The organism is Aeromonas sp. Y318-1, from assembly GCF_027706125.1.
Classification (GTDB): Bacteria; Pseudomonadota; Gammaproteobacteria; order Enterobacterales; family Aeromonadaceae; genus Aeromonas; species Aeromonas hydrophila.
In genome coordinates this window covers 64,538-85,011 of sequence record NZ_JAPDCM010000016.1, presented here as the reverse complement: position 1 = coordinate 85,011, position 20,474 = coordinate 64,538, and the positions used below count along the sequence as shown (strand labels likewise).

Here is a 20,474-nt window from a genome sequence, read left to right as displayed (position 1 = left end):
ATGAAATCGGATTCGGCGCTGCTGGATCCTTGAAAGTCAAGGATCTTATTTGCTGGATCCGCGAGGTCGCGGCTAGAGATCCAGCCGCTAAAAACGTAGAATAGCCGGTCTTTAGTTAATCAATCGACGGGAGTTTAGAGTGACTGCTTCGCTATGGCAGCAGTGCCTTAACCGGCTGCAAGATGAGTTGCCCTCGGCAGAATTCAGCATGTGGATCCGGCCGCTTCAAGCGGAGTTGAGTGACAATACTCTGACCCTGTATGCACCGAATCGCTTTGTTCTGGACTGGGTTCGAGACAAGTATCTCATCCGGGTGAACGGCATCATCAATGAACTCTGCGGGGTCGACGGCCCCACTCTGCGTTTTGACATCGGTAATCGTCCCCATCCCGTCGCGGTCGCCAGAGCGCCGGCGCGGGGTGCGGATCCTGTGAATAACTCGCAGAAGAGCTGGGAAAGCAAGGCCGAGGCCAAACCCGAGCCGAACCACAAGAGCAACACCAACGTGAACTATACCTTCGAGAATTTCGTCGAGGGTAAGTCCAACCAGTTGGCCCGTGCGGCTGCCCGTCAGGTTGCCGACAATCCGGGCGGGGCCTACAACCCGCTGTTCCTCTATGGCGGCACCGGTCTGGGCAAAACCCACCTGCTGCATGCCGTCGGCAACGCCATCAAGGAGCGAAAGCAGGACGCCAAGGTCATCTACATGCACTCCGAACGGTTTGTGCAGGACATGGTGAAGGCGCTGCAGAATAACGCCATTGAAGAGTTCAAGCGTTATTACCGTAGCGTCGATGCCCTGCTCATCGATGACATCCAGTTCTTTGCCAACAAGGAGCGCTCCCAAGAGGAGTTCTTCCACACCTTCAACGCCCTGCTCGAAGGCAACCAGCAGATCATCCTGACCTCGGATCGTTATCCGAAGGAGATCAACGGGGTGGAAGATCGTCTCAAGTCCCGCTTCGGCTGGGGCCTGACGGTGGCGATCGAGCCGCCGGAGCTGGAAACCCGGGTGGCGATCCTGATGCGCAAAGCGGACGAGAACCAGATCCACCTGCCGGACGAAGTAGCCTTCTTCATCGCCAAGCGGCTGCGCTCCAACGTGCGCGAGCTGGAAGGTGCCCTCAACCGGGTGATTGCCAACGCCAACTTTACCGGTCGGGCGATCAATATCGACTTCGTGCGTGAAGCGCTGCGCGACCTGCTGGCGCTGCAGGAGAAGCTGGTCACCATCGACAACATCCAGAAGACGGTGGCGGAGTACTACAAGATCAAGCTGGCGGATCTGCTCTCCAAGCGGCGTTCCCGCTCCGTTGCCCGCCCACGCCAGCTGGCGATGGCGCTGGCCAAGGAGCTGACCAACCATAGCTTGCCGGAGATAGGTGATGCCTTTGGTGGTCGTGACCACACTACCGTGCTTCATGCCTGCCGCAAGATCGAGCAGCTGAAGGAAGAGAGTCACGACATCAAGGAAGACTATTCCAACCTGATCCGTACCCTTTCTTCCTGACAACGGAACGGAGTGGACAGATGCAGTTCGAATATTCCAACCTGATCCGAACCTTTTCCTCCTAATAACAACGGAGAGCACAGATGCAGCTCGAAATTAGCCGTGAGGCCCTGTTACGTCCTCTGCAACTGGTGTCCGGTGCCCTCGGTGGCCGGCCGACCCTGCCAATCCTCGGCAACGTGCTGCTGGATGTCAGCAACGGTCTGCTGTCACTGACCGGGACCGACCTCGAAGTGGAGATGATCGGTCAGGTCTATCTCAACAGCGACAGTCAGGATGGCCGCACCACTGTGCCGGCGCGCAAGCTGCTGGACATCTGCCGCGGTCTGCCGGAAGGGGCGGACATTCGCCTCAATACCGAAGGCGAGCGCCTGATCATCCGTTCCGGCCGTTCCCGCTTCAACCTGTCGACCCTGCCGGCTACCGAATACCCGAACATCGAGGATTGGGAATCCGTGCTCGAGTTCGACATCGGCCAGCTGGAGCTGAAAAAGCTCATCGATGCCACCCAGTTCTCCATGGCCAGCCAGGACGTGCGTTACTACCTGAACGGCATGCTGTTCGAGAGCGAAGGCCACGGCCTGCGTACCGTGGCGACCGACGGTCACCGGCTGGCGACCTGCCGCCGCGAGGTGGTAACGGAATCGCTGCCCGATCATCAGGTCATCCTGCCGCGCAAGGGCGTGCTGGAACTGGTGCGCCTGCTGGAAGCGGAAGACAAGCCGGTACGGCTGCAGATCGGCCGCAGCAACCTGCGTGCCGCCCTCGACGGCTTCATCTTTACCTCCAAGCTGGTGGATGGCCGCTTCCCGGACTGGCGCCGCGTCATTCCGCGCAACAGCGACAAGGCCCTGATCGCCGGTCGTGAGGATCTGCGCCAGGCCTTTGCCCGTGCCGCCATCCTCTCCAACGAGAAATTCCGTGGGGTGCGTCTCAATCTGCAGGAAAACCTGCTGCGCATCACCGCCAACAACCCGGAACAGGAAGAAGCCGAAGAGTTGCTTGACGTACAATACGAAGCCGGCGAGATGGAGATTGGTTTCAACGTCTCTTATGTGCTGGACGTGCTGAATACGTTAAAATGTGACCAAATCCGGATCAGCCTGAGCGATTCCATCAGCAGCGCCATTATTGAGGATTTTGACAGTCAGGATGCTCAGTACGTGGTAATGCCGATGCGGATCTAGTCGTGTCCCTGGTCAAACTCCAGCTCAGCGACTTTCGCAATATCCAGCAGGCCAGTCTCACGCTGTCGCCCGGCCTCAATATCCTGGTCGGGTGCAACGGCAGCGGCAAGACCAGCGTGCTGGAAGCCATTCACTACCTCGGTCTCGGTCGCTCCTTTCGTACTCACCTGACCGGGCGGGTCATCCGCCAGGGGGAGAGGGCGTTTACCCTGTTTGCCCAGTGTGAACTGGAAGGGCGCCAGGTGCCCATCGGCCTCGCCAAGGACAAGAGTGGCGAGACCCAGCTCAAGATCGCCGGTGCCCAGGCCCAGCGCCTGGCCGAGCTGGCCGAATTGCTGCCGGTGCAGTTGATCCATCCGGATGGCTTCAATCTGCTGACCGGCGGGCCACAGGCTCGTCGGGCCTGGCTCGACTGGGGTGTTTTTCATCAGGAGTCGACCTTCTTTGCCCTGTGGGGACGAGTGCGTCGGCTGCTGAAACAGCGCAATGCGCTGCTGCGTCAGAGCAGCCAGTATCGCCAGCTGGCGTACTGGGATCAGGAATTGGTACGGCTGGGCGGTGAATTGGCCGAGTTTCGCGCCAGTTATTGTCAGGCCATTACGCCCCTGATCAAGGAGATGACGGCGGATTTTTTGCCGGAATTCGATATCAGCCTTGGATTCTATCGAGGCTGGGAAAAAGATACCCCGCTCAATGAATTGCTGGAAGCGGGGTTTGAGCGGGATCGGGCGCTGGGTTACACAGGAGTAGGCCCACAGAAGGCCGATGTGCGACTCAAGGCGAACGGCGTCCCCGCTCAGGATATTTTGTCCAGGGGTCAGTTGAAGTTGCTGGTCTGTGCCATGCGACTGGCCCAAGGGCTCTATTTGAATCAACATAGCAGCCGTGGCTGTATTTTTTTAATTGATGATTTTGCCTCTGAACTGGATGTCGACAAGCGCCGGCTGCTGGCCGCAAGGCTGAAGCAGTGTGCGTCCCAGGTATTCATTACCGCCATCGACACCGGTCAGCTCGCAGACATGATGGATGCGAATGACTGCAAGTTGTTCCACGTGGAACAAGGCAAGATCTCCGAAACGTTAGAGAAGGCAGAGAGTAAGCTATGAGTGAAAATACTTACGACTCCTCGAATATCAAGGTACTGAAGGGCCTGGATGCGGTCCGCAAGCGCCCGGGGATGTATATCGGCGATACGGATGATGGCTCGGGTCTGCACCACATGGTGTTCGAGGTCGTCGACAACTCCATTGACGAGGCTCTGGCCGGCTACTGCTCCGATATTCAGGTCAAGATCCATTCCGACGGTTCCGTCTCCGTCCGTGACAACGGTCGTGGTATTCCTGTCGACATCCACCCGGAAGAGGGTCGCTCCGCTGCCGAAGTCATCATGACCGTGCTGCACGCGGGCGGCAAGTTCGACGACAACTCCTACAAGGTCTCTGGTGGTCTGCACGGCGTCGGCGTCTCCGTGGTAAACGCCCTCTCTGACAAGCTGCTGCTGACCATCCGTCGCAACGGCCATGTCTACGAGCAGACCTATCACCTGGGTGAGCCGCAGGCACCGCTCAAGCAGATTGGCGACAGCACCGGCACCGGGACCGAAGTTCGCTTCTGGCCGAGCCCGACCATCTTCAGCGATACTCTGTTCCACTACGAGATCCTGGCCAAGCGTCTGCGTGAGCTCTCCTTCCTCAACTCCGGCGTCTCCATCCGCCTGCTGGATGAGCGTGACGGTCGTGAGGCGCACTTCTGCTATGAAGGCGGCATCAAGGCGTTCGTCGAATACCTGAACCAGAACAAAACCCCGATCCACCCGAAAGTGTTCCACTTCACCACCGAGCAGGACGGCATCGGCGTCGAAGTGGCGATGCAGTGGAACGACGCCTATCAGGAAGGGGTCTACTGCTTCACCAACAACATTCCGCAGCGCGATGGTGGTACCCACCTGGTGGGCTTCCGTACCGCGCTGACCCGTACTCTGAACTCCTACATGGACAAGGAGGACTACAGCAAGAAGGCCAAGTCTGCCGCCAGTGGCGACGACGTGCGTGAAGGTCTAATTGCCGTTATCTCCGTCAAGGTGCCTGACCCTAAGTTCTCCTCCCAGACCAAGGACAAGCTGGTCTCTTCCGAAGTGAAGACCGCCGTCGAACAGGCGATGGGTGAGAAGCTGGCCGACTTCCTGCTGGAAAACCCGGGCGATGCCAAGATCGTGGTCAACAAGATCATCGATGCGGCCCGTGCCCGTGAGGCGGCCCGCAAGGCCCGCGAACTGACTCGCCGCAAAGGCGCGCTGGATATCGCCGGTCTGCCCGGCAAGCTGGCCGACTGTCAGGAAAAAGACCCGGCGCTCTCCGAACTCTACATAGTGGAAGGGGACTCTGCTGGCGGTTCCGCCAAGCAGGGTCGCAACCGGAAGAACCAGGCCATCCTGCCGCTCAAGGGCAAGATCCTGAACGTGGAGAAGGCCCGTTTCGACAAGATGATCTCTTCCCAGGAGGTGGGCACCCTGATCACCGCACTGGGCTGTGGCATCGGTCGTGACGAGTACAACCCGGACAAGCTGCGTTATCACAACATCATCATCATGACCGATGCGGACGTCGATGGTGCGCACATCCGTACCCTGCTGCTGACCTTCTTCTATCGTCAGATGCCGGAAATCATCGAGCGTGGCTACGTCTACATCGCCCAGCCGCCGCTCTACAAGGTGAAGAAGGGCAAGCAGGAGCAGTATCTGAAAGACGAAGATGCGCTGCTGCAGTACCAGACCGCCATGGCGCTGGACGGTGCGACTCTGCATGTCAACGAGTCCGCTCCGGCCATCGGTGGCGAGGCGCTGGAGCGCCTGGTCAACCAGCATCGCTCGGTGACTCACCTGATCACCCGTATGTCCCGCCGTGCGCCGGAAGCCGTGCTGACCCAGCTGATCTATCAGCCGGAGCTGAACGAAGCGCTGCTCAGCAGCGAGAGCGATCTGCTGGCCTGGTGCCAGAGCATGGAAGCCGTGCTCAACGAGAGCAACCACGGCATCCAGTACCAGATGCAGGTGCGCCACGACGAAGAGCGCCGTCTGTTCGTGCCGCATGCCGTGGTACGCCAGCACGGGGTCGACCGCGAATACCCGCTCAGCTACGACTTCCTGCAATCCTCCGAGTACCGTCAGCTGGTCTCGCTGGGCAAGGAGATCGCCAACCTGATCGAGGAAGGTGGTTACATCAAGCGTGGCGAGAAGGTGAAGCCGGTCGCCAGCTTCGTCGAAGCGGTCGAGTGGCTGATGGGCGAAGGCAAGCGCGGCATCTACATCCAGCGCTATAAGGGGCTGGGCGAGATGAACCCGGACCAGCTGTGGGAAACCACCATGGATCCGGAAGCCCGTCGCATGCTGCGCGTCACCATCGACGACGCCGTCGGTGCGGACCAGCTCTTCTCCACCCTGATGGGTGATGCCGTTGAGCCGCGTCGTGATTTCATCGAGACCAACGCCCTGCGCGTGGCCAACCTCGACGTCTAATTCGGCGCTGTCAGCTCGATATAAAAAAGCCGCTCCCTGTGAGCGGCTTTTTGTTTTCCTGGTGAAGAAGGTTGCACGTTCCACGTGAAACATGGCTCCGTCTTGATGGTGCCGGCTCAGCCCAGTTCGGGGGCCGGGCAGTAGAGGCGCAGACGATGGCCATCCGGATCGAGCGCCATGCAGGTGTAGCCAAACTCCATCCGGGTCGGTGCCTGGATCAGTGTTAACCCGCGCGCCTGCCATTCGGCAGACTGTCTATCGACGGCGGCATCATCGGGGAGGGCGAAGGCCAGCTCCATGGCCCCGGCTGTTTGGGTCACGGCGGGCTCGACTGTGGCGCTGGACCAGAGTGCCAGTCTGGCGCCCGATTCGAACACGAACATGGCAAAGGTAGGTGACTCCTCCACCGGTTCACGCCCGAACAGCTCGCGGTAGAAGAGCGCGCTGCGGGTCGGGTTGGCAACGTAGAGGATGGTGATCTGGGGGACTAACATGGTGATGCTCCTTGCTGATGAGATGGCGCATCGGCGCCGACCCCGTCAGCATGGCGCTGCCTGCTGTCAGTTTCTGTCAGCAATGAATTTCGGCTGCGGGATCTGCTGGGTGGTGCGCCACTCCTTCAGCAGGCTCTCTCTGCTTTTTGGATAGCGGCAATCTTGCGGTTGCATCCGGGTAATGCGATCTACCCGAAAGTGGCGAAAGTCCTGGCGTAGCTCGCACCAGGCCACCAATACCCGCACCTGGTCGAAGTAGCCGAGGGCACAGGGCCAGACGGTGCGCTCCGAACTCTTCTCCTTGAGATCCCGATAGCCCAGGATCACCTTGCGTTGCTGGCGGATGGCACTGCGCAGGGGGGCTTCATCGGTGAGGCTGTCGCTGCGGGAGGTGCCGATTAGCAGGGCATTGCTCTGGAGCTGCTGGCGATAGTCGGTGGGCAGCACGGCCTCTATCTTGGCCAGCGCGCTGCTGGCGGCGGTACTGAGGGCATGGTCGGCATGAGCCGCCACCCAGCGTGAGCCCAGCACCAGCGCATCCAGCTCCTCCTCGCTGAACATCAGCGGCGGCAGCATGAAGCCGGGGCGAAGCACATAGCCGATGCCCGCTTCCCCCTCGATGTGGGCGCCCTGTGCCTGCAGGGTGGCGATATCCCGATAGAGGGTGCGCAGGCTGATGCCAAGCTGGCTGGCCAATTCGCTGCCGGTGATGGCGTAGCGGTGGCCGCGCAGCAGCTGGAGCAGGGCCAGCAGGCGTTCTGAACGGGACATGATATGGCTCCTCAAGATCTCCGCTCAGGGTGCCATGTTGTGACTGGGGGAGAAAGCTGAATGTGGAAAAGGCCTGCCACGGGCGGCGAGAAGATTTTTCGAGCAGAGCCCTTGAAAGCCGAAAGCGGGCCCCTATATAGATAACAAGGCCGGAACGCTCGACAGAGGTTTCGACCAGGCGCCCGTCCATCAGGAGGGCAAACAATCAGTTATCGCTCAAAAGAGGATAATACTATGCGTTCTATCGACTTTTCTCCGCTCTATCGTTCTGCCATCGGTTTTGATCGTCTGGCCAATCTCATCGAATCTGCGGCCAGCAATGGCAATGCCGGTTATCCCCCCTACAACATCGAGCAGCTGGGTGACAGCGACTACCGCATCAGCATGGCGGTGGCGGGCTTTACCCAGGAAGAGCTGGAGCTGAGCTTCCAGGAAAATCTGCTGACGGTGAAGGGCAACAAGCAGGCCGATACCGAGCGCAACTACCTCTACCAAGGCATAGCCGAACGCGGTTTCGAGCGTCGCTTCCAGCTGGCTGACTATGTGCGGGTGAAGGGGGCCGATCTGAAAAATGGTCTGCTGCACATCGACCTGGTGCGCGAAGTGCCCGAGGCGATGAAGCCCCGCAAGATCGAGATCAACGGCTGATAGCCTGACCTCATTGAATTGTTGACGTTTCCCGGGTGCCGATGACGGGCCCGTGGAGAAGTGAAACCTGTTGCTTATAGAAGGATAGGATTATGCGTAACCTCGATTTTTCTCATCTCTATTCCAACGCCGTCGGCTTCGAGCGGATGGCCCGTGAGCTGGAAGGTCTGTTCGAGCAGAAGACTGCCGCTTACCCCCCGTACAACATCGAAAAGCGCGATCACGACGGCTATCGCATCACGGTTGCCGTGGCCGGCTTCGAGCGCGAAGAGCTGGAGCTGGAGACCGAAAACGGCACCCTCAAGGTGAAGGGGCGCAAGGCCGCCGCCGATGAACGCCAGTTCCTCCATCAGGGGATCGCCGAGCGCGACTTCGAGCTCGCCTTCAAGCTGAGCCAGCATGTGGAAGTGCAGGGCGCCAAGCTGGAGCATGGGCTGCTGACCATCGATCTGGCGCGCGAGCTGCCGGAGGCGCTCAAGCCTCGTGCCATCCCGATCGGCAAGCCCGATCAGCTGGCACTGCCCGGTTAAGCAAACCGGGCGCGCAATAAACAAGAGAGGCCTGCATGTGCAGGCCTCTCTGTTTTTGTATCGCCGAACTGGCTTAGCCGGCGTAGAGGGCGTTGATCTCGTCGGCCAGGATGGTGATGCCGCGCCGTACCAGCTCCTCGCTCTGGGAGTAGTTGAGGCGGATGCACTCCTGGCTGTGACGCCACTCCGGATCGTCTATGCCGGGGAAGAAGTAGTGCCCCGGCACGATCAGCAGGTTCTTCGCCTTCAGTCGCTCGTACAGCTCCTGACAGTGGATCGGCAGGCCTTCGAACCAGAGCCAGAGGAAGAGAGCGCCTTCCGGCTTGTGGATGTGAAAGCGAGGATCGGGGATCGCTTCGCGCAGCAGTTGCACCGCCAGCTCCGCCTTCTGCCGATAGAAGGGTTTCACCACCTGTTCGCTGAGGGCGATGATCTCGCCGCTCTCGATCATCGGAATGGTGATAGCGGGCCCCAGACTGCCCGGTGCCAGATTGATGATGCCGCTCAGGTTGGTGATGGCCTGAATGATCTTCTCGTCGGCGATGACGATGCCGCAGCGGGTGCCCGGCAGGCCGAGCTTGGAGAGGCTCATGCAGAGGATGGTATTGGCGTTCCAGAACGGCTTGGCCTCGCTGAAGATGATGCCCGGGAAGGGGACGCCGTAGGCGTTGTCGATCAGCAGCGGAATGCCCTTGTCGCGGGCAATCTGATCGAGGTGCTCGATCTCTTCATCGGTCAGCACGTTGCCGGTGGGGTTGGTGGGTCGGGAGACGCAGATCACCCCGATGTCGTCACCCACCTGCAGGCTCTCGAAGTCCACGTGGTACTTGAACTGGCCGTCGGCCAGCTTCTCTATGGTGGGCTTATAGGCCACGAAGTAGTCGTCCGCCAGTGCCGAGTCGGCATAGCCGATGTACTCGGGGGCGAGCGGGAACAGCACCTTCTTCTTGCGGCCATCGGCAAATTCGCCCGCCAGCAGGTTGAACAGATAGAAGAAGGCGTTCTGGCTGCCGTTGGTGAGGGCGATGTTGCGGGCGGAGATGTCCCAGCCCAGCTCTTTGCTGAGCAGGGCCGCCAGCGCTTTGGTGAACCTGTCCTTGCCCTGGGGGCCATCGTAGTTGGCCATCGCCTTCACCAGCTCGCCGTTGTCGAGCAGGCTCTTGGCCTCGGCCTGAAAACGTTCCAGCATGGCGGGGATGGGGGCCGGGTTGCCGCCACCCAGCATGATGGCGTCCGGATTGGTCAGCCCCTGATTAAGGTCATCCATGAGTTGGGTAATACCGGCATGGCGAGTGAACTTCTCGCCGAACAAGGAAAATTCCATTCGGTGACAGATCCAGAGTCAGTTACGGGGGAGCTAGCACCATAGCTCAGTTTAAAAGCGGGTGTCGATCAAAAAAATGGGACGTTCCACGTGGAACAGCAGACAAAAATTAAGCGTGGTGAAAATGACCACTTGTTGGTTCAATCCTGACTACAGGATGTTCTCCAACTGGCGCCACTTATCATCTAAAAACAATTAATTTTAACAAAATCATGTTGTTATAGATGTGGCACAACAATTGGAATAGCTATCTGGTCATCTCAACCACACCGGAGCACACCAGATGAAAATCCTGATCGCAACCTTGATTGCCAGCAGCCTGAGCCTGAACGTCATGGCTGACGAGTACCCCAGACCCGAACTGGATTGCGCCAAGCTGGCGCAGGAGATAGCGGCCCAGCAGCAGCAGGCCTCCCATGCGGTGGTGGAGGAGGCTATTCACAACCTCAAACCGCTGGCGCTGGAGACCCTGGTGGTGGAGGCGAGCTCGGCCGATGCGACTCACCCCGAGAGTTGAGATAGCGCAGCGGGGTCTGCCCCGTGTGTTGTCTGAAGAAGCTGATGAAGGCGCTGTCGCTGGCGAACTCCAGCGTTGCCGCTACCCGGCTGATGGGTTCGGCCTCGGCCAGCAGTTCCAGCGCCCGCAATAGTCGCCACTGCTGGCGCCAGGCCTGGTAGCTCATGCCGGTCTCCCGCATGAAGATACGACCTATGGTCTTGTCACTGGCACCCACCCGTTCGGCCAGCCGGTTGAGCCGATCGGGCAGGGTGTCGCCCCGCTTCACTTCCTGCAGCCAGCCGGCCAGACGCGAGTCTGACGGCAGCGGCAACTGCCAGGACTCCCGAGGCGCTTGCGCCAGCTCCTCCTGCAACAGCGCCAGCGTGCAATGCTGCTCCGCTGCCGGTTTGTCCCACGGCCAGATCGCCATCCGTTCGATGATCTCCCGCAGCAGCGGGTTGACCGCCAGCACCGCCATCTCGGTCGGCAAACCGGGCTCCGGCTGGAAGTAGAGGGAGCGATACGCCACCACTCCGCGCATCAGCACCCGATGGGGCAGCCCTACCGGCAGCCAGGCCGCCCGCGTCGGCGGCAGCAGGCAGACCTGATCGTCCAGCTCTATGGTCATGCAGCCGGCCTGGGCGAACAGCAGCTGATGGCGTTTGTGCTGATGACGGCCGGAGTCGTGCCAGCCGAGGGCGGAGGCGATCCCGATGGCGCTGCCGTCGTGCTGATCCGGGTCAAAAGGGTGATCGGGAAGAATAAAAGCCATATGTCCGATTATTGATGTTTATAGTCCTGCTTATTGTAATCGGACAATCGGCATCACTCTAGAATGACGGCCTCTTGTGAAGGAGGTTTGTCATGAACAACAAGTTGCCACCGCTTTGGCTGGTGGTTGGATTGATGATGTTTCCGCAGATAGTGGAGACCATCTACAGCCCGGTGCTGACCCATATCGCCAGCCAGTTTCGGGTGAGCGAGGGGCAGGCATCCCAGACCCTATCGGTCTATTTTCTGGCGTTTGCGGCGGGCGTGGTCTGCTGGGGCCGACTGTGCGATCTGGTCGGGCGGCGTCCCGCCATGCTGGCGGGGCTGATGACCTATGGCGCCGGCACTCTGCTGGCGTTGCTGGCCACTCAATTTGAAACCCTGCTGTTGGCCCGGGTCATCGCGGCCTTCGGCGCCGCCGTGGGCTCTGTGGTGACCCAGACCATGCTGCGCGACAGCTATCAGGGCAGCGATCTGGCGCGGGTCTTTTCGGTGATGGGCATCGCGCTCTCCCTCAGTCCGGTGCTGGGACTGGTGAGCGGCGGCCAGCTGGCGAGCGGGTTCGGTTATCTGGGGGTATTCAGCGCCCTGCTGGTATTGGCAGTTGGATTGCTGCTGGTCACTTGCTGGCAACTGCCGGAAACCCGGCCGGCCATCACCCAGCGGGTGGCGCTCTGGCCGCTGGCACAACGGATGGTGCGTGATGCAGCCTTGTGGCGCAGCGCCGCATTGGTGGCGCTGTTCAACACCATGCTGTTCGGCTACTACAGCCTGGCTCCCTTCCTGTTTGCCGGGCTGGGGTTGAGTGCAGGTGAGTTTGGTTACTCCGGCATCTTGCTGGCGCTGGCAACCCTGGGGGGCAGCCTGCTCAACAAGCGCCTGCTGGGGCGTGGCTGGTCGCCAGCCTCGCTGATCCGGCTCGCCGCCGCGTTGGCGCTGGGGTCCGGCTGGCTGGTGTGGGCCAGTCAGGCTTCGCTCTGGTTCCTGGTGCCCATGATGGGGGTGGTGGTGGCGTTCGGGCTGGCGATCCCCAATGTGCTGAGCCAGGCGCTGCTGGCCTATCGGGAGGTGGCAGGCAGTGCCGGTGCCCTGTTCGGGCTCGGTTACTACCTGTTGCTCAGCCTGGGGTTGGCGGTTGCCGCCAGCTTGCAGGATCTCGGTCTGCTGCTCGGTGGTTGCGGTCTGCTGGCCCTCTGCTGTGGTTGGCGTCGTTCCACGTGAAACATCAGCTGCCGATAAAGCGGTAGCCGATGCCGGATTCGGTCTCGATCAGGGTGGGTTGCTGGGGGTTATCTCCCAGCTTCTTGCGCAGGCTGGCGATGACGATGCGCAGGTAGTGGGTGTCTTCTTTGTGGCTTGGTCCCCAGATGTCGTTGAGCAGCTGGGTCTGCAGCACCAGCTTGCCGGGGTGGCACACCAGTGCCTGCAGCAGGGCGAACTCCTTGCGGGAGAGGGGCACCTCTTCTTCCCCCAGGGTGACCCTGTGGCTGCTGCTGTCCAGGGTCAGCCCGCACTGGGGGAAGTGGCGCTGCTCGCCGCTGCTGACCCCGGCCCGCTGGCGCAACAGTACCCGGATGCGGGCCATCATCTCGCCGATGCCGAACGGCTTGCTCATGTAGTCGTTGGCCCCCGCATCCAGCAAGCGCACCTTCTCCTGTTCAGAGTCCCGTGCCGACAGCACCAGTACCGGGTGCTGATGGTGCTCGCGAATGGCCTGCAACACCTGAATGCCGTCTCCGTCCGGCAGGCCGAGGTCCAGGATCACCAGATCGGGATTGAGGTGGCGATACTGCGCCAACCCCTCGTTGACACCGACCGCCTCGCTCACCTGATGCCCCTCGGCGATCAGGCTGATCCGCAAAAAACGGCGGATGGCCGCCTCGTCGTCGATGACCAGTATGTGAGCCATTCAGCCTCCAGCTGGATAGAGTAAAAAGGTTCAGGCCGCGGCTGCATTGAGCGCCAGCGGCAGGGAGATGCGCATGCAGGTGCCGTTGCCGTTGGGGCCGGAAAATGCCCAGATGCGGCCGCCGTGGGCCTCTATCATAGCGCGGGAAATGGCGAGGCCAAGTCCGGTGCCACGGCTGCCGCAGTCGCCGACCGGCTGGGTGTAGAACAGATTGAAGATCTTGTCCCGATCCGACTCGGCAATGCCGACCCCGATGTCGATGATGTCGAGGATGAGATCGGGGTCCGCCAGCATCACCTTGAACTCGATGGGGGTGCCGGCCGGTGAGTAGCGGGAGGCGTTGTCGAGAATGTTGACCAGCACCTGCTCGATCAGGGCGCCGTGCACATAGAGACGGGGGATCTGCTGATCGAAGTGCACCAGCAGCTTGTGCTGGCGCCAGGAGGAGTCGAGCCGGCGGCGGGCGTTTTCCACCAGATCCGCCAGGTCGACCCAGTCCCGTTTGAGCTGGAAATCCGGTGAGCCGATGCGGGTCATGTCCAGCAGGTTCTGCACATAGCTGTGCAGGCGGCGCGCCTCGTCCTGCACCGAGTGCAGCAGCTCGCTGCGATCTTCGCTGCTGATCCGGTCACCATATTCCAGCAGGGTGCTGCCGGCCCCCATGATGGTGGCCAGCGGTGTCTTCAGATCGTGGGAGACCGAGGAGAGCAGGGCGGCGCGCATCCGGTCGGTTTCCGCCTGCAGCTGGCTGTCGGCCAGCCGTTCGTTGAGATCGATCCGGGCCAGCGCGGCGCGGATATCGGTGAGCAGGGCCTGCAGCTGATGCTCGGCCGAAGAGGCGAGCGGATTGGCCAGCACTATCCCCAGCACCAGTTCATCACTGAGGTGATGGTACTGGGCCTCGGCCGCGTTGAGGGTGGCGGTGTGGGCGCCGGCGCTCTGCTTCTGGGCCAGACACCAGTCGATGGCTGCCTTGTCGGTCTGCCCCGGCTTGTGCTGGGTCGAGCCGGCCCTGTGCTGGTAGTGCTGATCGAGGGCGAACACCGGCTGGCCCAGCGCCAGCGAGATGGCCTGAGATCCCTGCCTGAGCACCTCTTCCGGGCTGCTGGCGGTGGCCAGCCCCTGGCTCAGCGACAGCAGGGCATTGCCCAGCTGTTGGGTCTCGCGCAGGCCGATCAGCTGTTGGCGCTGACGGGAGGCGAGCCGCCCGGCCGTGATGCCGACGATCAGCAGCACGAACAGGGTGAGCAGATCGCTGTGGCTGGCCACGCTCAAAGAGAAGTAGGGGGCGGTGAACAGCAGATTGTGGCCGACGAAGCCCAGCACGGCGGCCAGGATGGCGGGCATCAGGCTGGTGGTGAGCGCGGTGGCCAGCACCCCCAGCACGAACAGCATGGGCAGGGAGGCGGGCGGCAACCAGTGGGAGAGGCCCCAGACGGCGGCCGAGGTGGTCCCCATGATGGCCACCGCCAGCAGGCTCTGGCGAATGTCCTTGGGGTGGAGCGGCTGCAAGCCCAGGCTGGGCTTGCGCTTCTCGGTATCCACCAGCGTGATCTCGAGTCCTTGCGCCTGCTTGAGCAGATGTTGCACCAGCGAGCGACGCCAGGGCGCCTTGTGGGGTTTGCCCAGCAGCAGTTGCGATACCTGCTGCTGCTCGGCGGTCTCCAGCAGGGTGTCGGCCACCGCCGGACTGGAGAGAGTCAGCACCTTGGCCCCCAGCTGGGAAGCGAGCGCCAGTGCCTGCTCCAGCTCGACCGAGCGCTGCCCCTTGCTGTCGATGTGCACCACCAGCCAGGGCAGCTGGCGGCGCTGGGCGAAGCGGTGACCGTAGCGCACCAGGGCGGCGCCGTGCTGATCGCCGAGGCAGACCATCAGCTTGCCCCGCAGCGGCAGAGTGGTCTTGCCGGCCGCCTGCCACTGCAGTTGCAGATCCCCCTCCACGTGGCTGGCGGCGGTCTGCATCGCCAGCTCGCGCAGGGCGGTGAGGTTGTTGAGGGAGAAGAAGGACTGCAGGGCGGCCTTGGCCTGGTGGGGCACATAGACCTTGCCCTCCTTGAGGCGGCCGAGCAGCTCCTTGGGGGGGAGGTCGATCAGCACCAGGCTGTCGGCCTCCAGCAGCACCTGATCCGGCAGGGTCTCCTTGACCCTGACCCCGGTCAGCTGCCACACCAGATCGTTGAGGCTCTCCAGGTGCTGCACGTTGAGGGTGGTGTAGACGTCGATGCCGGCACCGAGCAGCTCTTCCACATCCTGCCAGCGCTTCTCGTGGCGACTGCCGGGGGCGTTGCTGTGAGCCAGCTCGTCCACCACGGCGATGGCAGGCTTGCGGGCCAGCAGGCCGTCCAGATCCATCTCCTCCAGCCGCTGCTGGCGGTGTAGGTGCAGCTTGCGCGGCTGGATGGCGAGCTTGTCGAGCAGGGCCAGGGTCTCCTGGCGGCCGTGGGTCTCCACCACCCCGATCAGGATGTCGACCCCCTCCTTGGCCTGCTCCCGCACCGCCTGCAGCATGGCGTAGGTCTTGCCGACGCCGGGGGCGGCACCGAGAAACACCTTCAGCTTGCCCCTGTGCTCCTGTTCCAGGCTCGCCAGCAGGGCGTCCGCCCTCAACTCATCACGCATCCCCGTGCTCCCGTTGCATCGGCCGAACCGCGGCCGTGACCTCATTGCTCATGCTTGTCCCCGTTGTCGAAAGGGAGCCTGTCCCGAACGGCAAGGAGCGCCCTCAGGCGCCCTTTTGATGATCGAGTTGCAGGTTCAACTGGAGAATGTTGACCACCTGCGGGCCAAGGATACCAGCTTGTGCCGCCGACTTGACCTGCTCCGTCAGCTGAACGGGATCCAGCCCCCGTTGCCCGGCGACCCGCTCTACCTGAGCCAGCGCTGCAGCGAGCGGCAGATGGGGATCGAGGCCGGAGGCGGAGCGGGTCAGCAGGGCGGGGACCCTGGCTTCCGGCTGCGCCCTGGCCGCCGCTGCGGCAAACTCGGCCCGCAGCGGCGAGCTCATCCCCAGGTTGCTGGCGCCTCCGCCTATGGTGGCGAAGTCGCTGGCGGAGGGGCGGGAGTGGAAGTAGTCTGCCCGCTCGAACTTCTGTGCCAGCAGGGCACTGCCGACCACCTGCTGTTTGGCGTTGGTGAGCAGGCTGCCGTTGGCCTGCCAGGGGAAGAGCAGCTGGGCCAGCCCGGTGACGGCCAGCGGATATGCCACCCCCAGCAGCAGGGTCAGGGTCAGCAGGGTTCTGATTGCGATCATGTTTTTTTGCTCCAAAAGATTGATGGGGTACAAGCCCGGCCTGCACCCCGCTATGTGGTTACACCAGCCCCAGGCCGGTGATGACCAGGTCGATCAACTTGATACCTATGAAAGGCACTATCAGGCCGCCGACGCCGTAGATCAGCAGGTTGCGGCGCAGCAGGCTGGCGGCCGAGCCCTGCAGGCTGACCCCGCGCAGGGCCAGTGGCACCAGCGCGACGATGATCAGGGCGTTGAAGATGATGGCCGACAGGATGGCGCTCTCGGGGCTGCCCAGTTGCATCAGGTTCAGCACCCCCAGCTGCGGATAGGCGGCGATGAACAGGGCCGGCAGGATGGCGAAGTACTTGGCCACGTCGTTGGCGATGGAGAAGGTGGTCAGGGCGCCACGGGTCACCAGCAGCTGCTTGCCCACCAGCACCACGTCCAGCAGCTTGGTGGGGTTGGAGTCGAGATCCACCAGGTTGCCCGCCTCCTTGGCGGCCTGGGTCCCCTCGTTCATGGCCAGCCCCACGTCGGCCTGGGCCAGTGCCGGTGCGTCGTTGGCGCCGTCCCCGCACATGGCGACCAGCCGGCCGTCGGCCTGCTCCTGACGGATGTAGGCCAGCTTCTTCTCCGGTGTCGCCTCGGCGATGAAGTCATCCACCCCGGCCTCGGCGGCGATGGCGGCGGCGGTCAGCGGGTTGTCACCGGTGATCATCACGGTGCGGATCCCCATGTGGCGCAGGATCTGGAAGCGGGCCTTGATGCCCGGCTTGATGATGTCCTTGAGGAACACCACTCCCAGCAGCTTCTCGTGGGTACAGACCAGCAGCGGGGTGCCGCCCTGGCGGGCGATGTTGTCCACCGATTTGAGGATGAGCTCGGGCACCGCCTTGCGATCGAGCGAGAGGTAGCGCAACACAGCATCCACCGCCCCCTTGCGATAGTGATGGCCGTTGCGATCCAGCCCGCTCAGCCGGGTCTCGGCGCTGAAGGGGATGAGGATGTCGCTCTCCAGCTGGCTCGGTCTGGTGTGGCTCTTGCCCGCCAGGGTCAGGATGGATTTGCCCTCCGGGGTATTGTCACCGAGCGAGGCCAGCATGGCGGCCTGGGCCAGCAGGGAGGGGTCCACGCCGGGGGCCGGGATCAGCTCGTCTGCCATCCGGTTGCCGAAGGTGATGGTGCCGGTCTTGTCCAGCAGCAGGGTACGCACATCGCCGGCGGCTTCCACCGCCCGGCCCGATTTGGCGATCACGTTGAGCTTCACCAGTCGGTCCATGCCGGCGATGCCGATGGCGGAGAGCAGACCGCCGATGGTGGTCGGGATCAGGGTGATGAACAGCGCCAGCAGATAGAGCCGGGGCACCTGGGTGCCGTTGTAGTCGAGGAACCAGGGCAGGGTGGCCACCACCAGCAGGAAGATGAGGGTCAGCCCCACCAGCAGGGCGTCCAGCGCCATCTCGTTGGGGGTCTTTTGCCGCTTGGCTCCTTCCACCAGGGCAATCATGCGATCCAGCGTGCTTTCGCCCGGGTTGTTGCTGATGTGCACCCAGATCTGGTCGGAGACGACGGTGGTGTTGCCGGTCACGCCGCTGCGGTCGGTGCCGGACTCGCGGATGACGGGGGCGGATTCGCCGGTGATGGCCGCCTCGTTGACCGAAGCGATGCCGGCGACCACTTCGCCGTCGGCCGGGATCATCTCGCCGCTGCGCACCAGCACCAGATCGCCCTTGAGCAGGCTGGTGGCCGGTACCCACTCGCCCTTGTCATCCTGCGGGCTGGTGACTCGACGTGCCTTGAGCTGGCTCATGCCGGCCTTCAGGCTGTCGGCCCGCGCCTTGCCGCGCCCCTCGGCCAGGGTCTCGGCGAAGTTGGCAAACCAGAGGGTGAGCCAGAGCCAGGCGGTCAGCTGCCAGGCCAGCGAAGGAGCGACGCCGGAGAGCGGTTGCCCCAGCAGCGACTCCAGGGTCGCCATCACGGCCGCCAGCCAGAGGGTGAACAGGATGGGGCTGCCAAACAGCGCCCTGGGGTTGAAGCGATAGAGGGCTTCCACCATGGCCTGCAGGATCTGTGATTTCTGTTTCTTGCCCTTCACCTGAATGGTGTCGGTGCTCATTGAAGCGGACTTGCTCATTGGAAAGCTCCCTGCATCGAATAGTTGGTCACGCAGATCAATCGGGTGTGCAGCATCAGAAGGCTCCTCCCAGCAGGCTCAGGTGTTCCGCCACCGGGCCCAGCGCCAGCACCGGCAGGAAGGAGAGACCCCCCATCAGCAGCACGGTGACGATCAGCAGGGTGATGAAGAGCGGGCCGCTGATCGGGAAGTCCCCTTCGCTCGTCTCCTGGCGTGGTGCGCGGGCCAGCTGGCCGGCGATGGCCAGTACCGGAATGATGTAGCCGAAGCGGCCGAGCAGCATGGCCAGCCCGATGGCGATGCACTGCCAGCTGTCGGCGGCGGCAAAGCCGGCGAAGGCGGAGCCGTTGTTGCCGGCGGCCGAAGCGTAGGCATAGATCAGTCGTGAGAGGCCGTGGGGGCCGTCGTGACCGATGACGGTGGCGGAGTTCGGCATCAGCAGGGTAATGCCGCCGATCACCAATACCCCGACCGGCATCACCAGCATGCTGGCGACCACCCATTTCATCTCGGTGATGCCGAGCCGTTTGCCCAGATAGGTCGGGGTGCGCCCCACCATCAGGCCGCAAAGGAACACGGTCAGCAGCACGAACAGCATCATGCCGTAGATACCGGCACCGACGCCGCCGAACACCACTTCACCCAGCAGCATGTTGATCATGGCGACCATGCCGGCGAGCGGGGCGAAGCTGTCGTGCATGGCGTTGACCGAGCCGTTGGAGGCGGCGGTGGTGGCCACTTCCCAGATGCTGGACAGCACGGGGCCGAAGCGGCTCTCCTTGCCTTCCCAGTTGCCGGCTTCGCTGGTGAGGTGGGCGAGGGCCGGATCCGGCTTCAGCTCCTGGCCGATGGCGAGGCAGAGCCCCAGCACCAGCATGATGGTCATGGCGATGAGGATGGCGCGGCTGTGGGCCAGATCCTTCACGTAACGACCCAGGGTGCAGACCATGGCGGCGGCCAGCGTCAGCAGGGCGACCATTTCCAGCCAGTTGGAGAGGGCGGTGGGGTTTTCGAACGGATGGGCCGAGTTGATGCCGAAGAAGCCGCCGCCGTTGGAGCCGAGCTGCTTGATGGCGATCTGGGAGGCGGCCGGGCCGAGCGGCAGCAGCTGCTCCTGACCTTCCAGGGCGTGGAACGGCAGGTAGGCAGACAGGCTCTGGGGCACCCCCTGCCAGACCAGCAGCAGCGCCAGGATCAGCGCCATCGGCAGCAGCACGTAGAGACAGAAACGCACCAGATCCTGCCAGAAGTTGCCAAGGTGGGTGGTCTGCTGGCGGGCGATGCCGCGAAACAGGGCGATGGCGACCGCGGCGCCGGTGGCTGCGGAGACGAAGTTCTGGGTGGTGAGCCCCACCATCTGGCTGAAGTAGGAGAGGCTGGCTTCGCCGGAGTAGGCCTGCCAGTTGGTGTTGGTCATGAAGCTGACCGCGGTGTTGAAGGCGAGTTGCCAGTTCAGCCCGGGCAGCTGTTGCGGGTTGAGGGGCAGCAGCCCCTGTGCCAGCAGGATCAGGAACAGCAGGCCGAAGCCGGCGCCGTTGAAGGCCAGCAGGCTGAGGGCGTAGGACTTCCAGTCCTGCTCGCGCCCGTCCGTGCCGCAGCAGGCCAGGGTGGCGCGCTCAAGCGGGGCCAGCCAGCGACTCTTGCCTTCAAATACCCGATACAGGTAGTTGCCAAGCAGAGACGCCGGCAGCAGCACCAGCAGCACGAACGCGACGGGATAGATGATCTCTTGCCACATATCCGGTTCCTCACTCATGGGTACGCGCGAGGGCGCGCAGCAGATAACCCGCGAGGGCGAGGACCAGCAGCAGATATAGCCAATTCATAACGACTCCGTTGAGGTAATTAGCGTCAGGGATCGATGCATATCCGTGTCGATCCCATAGGTCTCATTGACGCTGAAAGGGTATGTAGAACGGGCGTAAAGGCGCCATAAAGCCCGATTTGGCTG

The 20,474-nt window shown here is 62.5% G+C and carries 17 protein-coding genes; 8 read left to right on the top strand and 9 right to left on the bottom strand.

The window, feature by feature from the left end; translation table 11 throughout:
* The first annotated feature begins 139 nt into the window (after positions 1 to 139).
* From dnaA to gyrB, 4 genes are all read left to right on the top strand, one after another.
* Positions 140 to 1,510, top strand: coding sequence for a chromosomal replication initiator protein DnaA (gene dnaA / locus OKB87_RS20285; RefSeq protein ID WP_005307141.1), 1,371 nt, complete (start codon positions 140 to 142; stop codon positions 1,508 to 1,510).
* An 83-nt stretch (positions 1,511 to 1,593) separates the two neighbouring features.
* Positions 1,594 to 2,697: a DNA polymerase III subunit beta gene (dnaN, locus tag OKB87_RS20280; RefSeq protein WP_011704048.1), complete on the top strand. Its 1,104-nt coding sequence runs from the start codon at positions 1,594 to 1,596 to the stop codon at positions 2,695 to 2,697.
* Between the two features lie 2 nt (positions 2,698 to 2,699).
* On the top strand, positions 2,700 to 3,803 hold the full coding sequence (gene recF, locus OKB87_RS20275; protein ID WP_259232340.1) for a DNA replication/repair protein RecF: 1,104 nt from the start codon (positions 2,700 to 2,702) through the stop codon (positions 3,801 to 3,803).
* Positions 3,800 to 6,211: a DNA topoisomerase (ATP-hydrolyzing) subunit B gene (gene gyrB / locus OKB87_RS20270; RefSeq protein WP_016348869.1), complete on the top strand. Its 2,412-nt coding sequence runs from the start codon at positions 3,800 to 3,802 to the stop codon at positions 6,209 to 6,211. The genes recF and gyrB overlap by 4 nt, the downstream gene beginning before the upstream one ends.
* A gap of 116 nt (positions 6,212 to 6,327) precedes the next feature.
* Here gyrB and OKB87_RS20265 read toward each other — a convergent pair whose 3' ends face one another.
* Together OKB87_RS20265 and OKB87_RS20260 are read right to left on the bottom strand one after the other, a co-directional pair.
* Entirely contained in the window at positions 6,328 to 6,705 is a 378-nt protein-coding gene (locus OKB87_RS20265) for a VOC family protein (protein WP_270828375.1), read from the bottom strand.
* A gap of 66 nt (positions 6,706 to 6,771) precedes the next feature.
* Complete coding sequence (locus OKB87_RS20260; protein ID WP_263680988.1) at positions 6,772 to 7,476, bottom strand: helix-turn-helix transcriptional regulator; 705 nt, start codon at positions 7,474 to 7,476, stop codon at positions 6,772 to 6,774.
* Positions 7,477 to 7,710: 234 nt separating this feature from the next.
* Here OKB87_RS20260 and OKB87_RS20255 point away from each other — a divergent pair, with 234 nt between their 5' ends.
* Positions 7,711 to 8,124: an Hsp20 family protein gene (locus OKB87_RS20255; protein WP_010635612.1), complete on the top strand. Its 414-nt coding sequence runs from the start codon at positions 7,711 to 7,713 to the stop codon at positions 8,122 to 8,124.
* Between the two features lie 92 nt (positions 8,125 to 8,216).
* Positions 8,217 to 8,654: an Hsp20 family protein gene (locus tag OKB87_RS20250; protein ID WP_076362540.1), complete on the top strand. Its 438-nt coding sequence runs from the start codon at positions 8,217 to 8,219 to the stop codon at positions 8,652 to 8,654.
* 73 nt (positions 8,655 to 8,727) lie between these two features.
* On the opposite strand, the gene OKB87_RS20245 is transcribed toward OKB87_RS20250, so the two are convergent.
* Positions 8,728 to 9,978 carry a valine--pyruvate transaminase gene (locus tag OKB87_RS20245; RefSeq protein WP_270828374.1) on the bottom strand — a complete coding sequence of 417 codons (1,251 nt, stop codon included), beginning with the start codon at positions 9,976 to 9,978 and terminating at the stop codon, positions 8,728 to 8,730.
* A gap of 283 nt (positions 9,979 to 10,261) precedes the next feature.
* Between OKB87_RS20245 and OKB87_RS20240 the strand changes: the two genes are divergently transcribed.
* Positions 10,262 to 10,495 carry a hypothetical protein gene (locus OKB87_RS20240; protein ID WP_270828373.1) on the top strand — a complete coding sequence of 78 codons (234 nt, stop codon included), beginning with the start codon at positions 10,262 to 10,264 and terminating at the stop codon, positions 10,493 to 10,495.
* On the opposite strand, the gene OKB87_RS20235 is transcribed toward OKB87_RS20240, so the two are convergent.
* The gene (locus OKB87_RS20235) at positions 10,425 to 11,249 is read right to left on the bottom strand and encodes an AraC family transcriptional regulator (RefSeq protein WP_270828372.1); all 825 of its coding nucleotides are present in this window, start codon (positions 11,247 to 11,249) and stop codon (positions 10,425 to 10,427) included. The two genes, OKB87_RS20240 and OKB87_RS20235, sit on opposite strands and share 71 nt — an antisense overlap.
* 92 nt (positions 11,250 to 11,341) lie before the next feature.
* Here OKB87_RS20235 and OKB87_RS20230 point away from each other — a divergent pair, with 92 nt between their 5' ends.
* The gene (locus tag OKB87_RS20230; protein ID WP_270828371.1) at positions 11,342 to 12,469 is read left to right on the top strand and encodes a multidrug effflux MFS transporter; all 1,128 of its coding nucleotides are present in this window, start codon (positions 11,342 to 11,344) and stop codon (positions 12,467 to 12,469) included.
* 4 nt (positions 12,470 to 12,473) lie between these two features.
* Here OKB87_RS20230 and OKB87_RS20225 read toward each other — a convergent pair whose 3' ends face one another.
* The 5 genes from OKB87_RS20225 to kdpA all read right to left on the bottom strand — a co-directional run bounded on the left by OKB87_RS20225 (position 12,474) and on the right by kdpA (position 20,261).
* Positions 12,474 to 13,157, bottom strand: a complete 684-nt coding sequence (locus tag OKB87_RS20225; protein ID WP_011704058.1) for a response regulator — start codon at positions 13,155 to 13,157, stop codon at positions 12,474 to 12,476.
* 30 nt (positions 13,158 to 13,187) lie between these two features.
* Positions 13,188 to 15,776: a sensor histidine kinase gene (locus OKB87_RS20220; RefSeq protein WP_171281835.1), complete on the bottom strand. Its 2,589-nt coding sequence runs from the start codon at positions 15,774 to 15,776 to the stop codon at positions 13,188 to 13,190.
* Between the two features lie 103 nt (positions 15,777 to 15,879).
* Positions 15,880 to 16,407: a potassium-transporting ATPase subunit C gene (locus OKB87_RS20215; protein ID WP_011704060.1), complete on the bottom strand. Its 528-nt coding sequence runs from the start codon at positions 16,405 to 16,407 to the stop codon at positions 15,880 to 15,882.
* A gap of 58 nt (positions 16,408 to 16,465) precedes the next feature.
* On the bottom strand, positions 16,466 to 18,523 hold the full coding sequence (gene kdpB, locus OKB87_RS20210) for a potassium-transporting ATPase subunit KdpB (RefSeq protein WP_024946250.1): 2,058 nt from the start codon (positions 18,521 to 18,523) through the stop codon (positions 16,466 to 16,468).
* A gap of 55 nt (positions 18,524 to 18,578) precedes the next feature.
* Complete coding sequence (kdpA, locus tag OKB87_RS20205; protein WP_270828370.1) at positions 18,579 to 20,261, bottom strand: potassium-transporting ATPase subunit KdpA; 1,683 nt, start codon at positions 20,259 to 20,261, stop codon at positions 18,579 to 18,581.
* Positions 20,262 to 20,474: the final 213 nt, after the last annotated feature.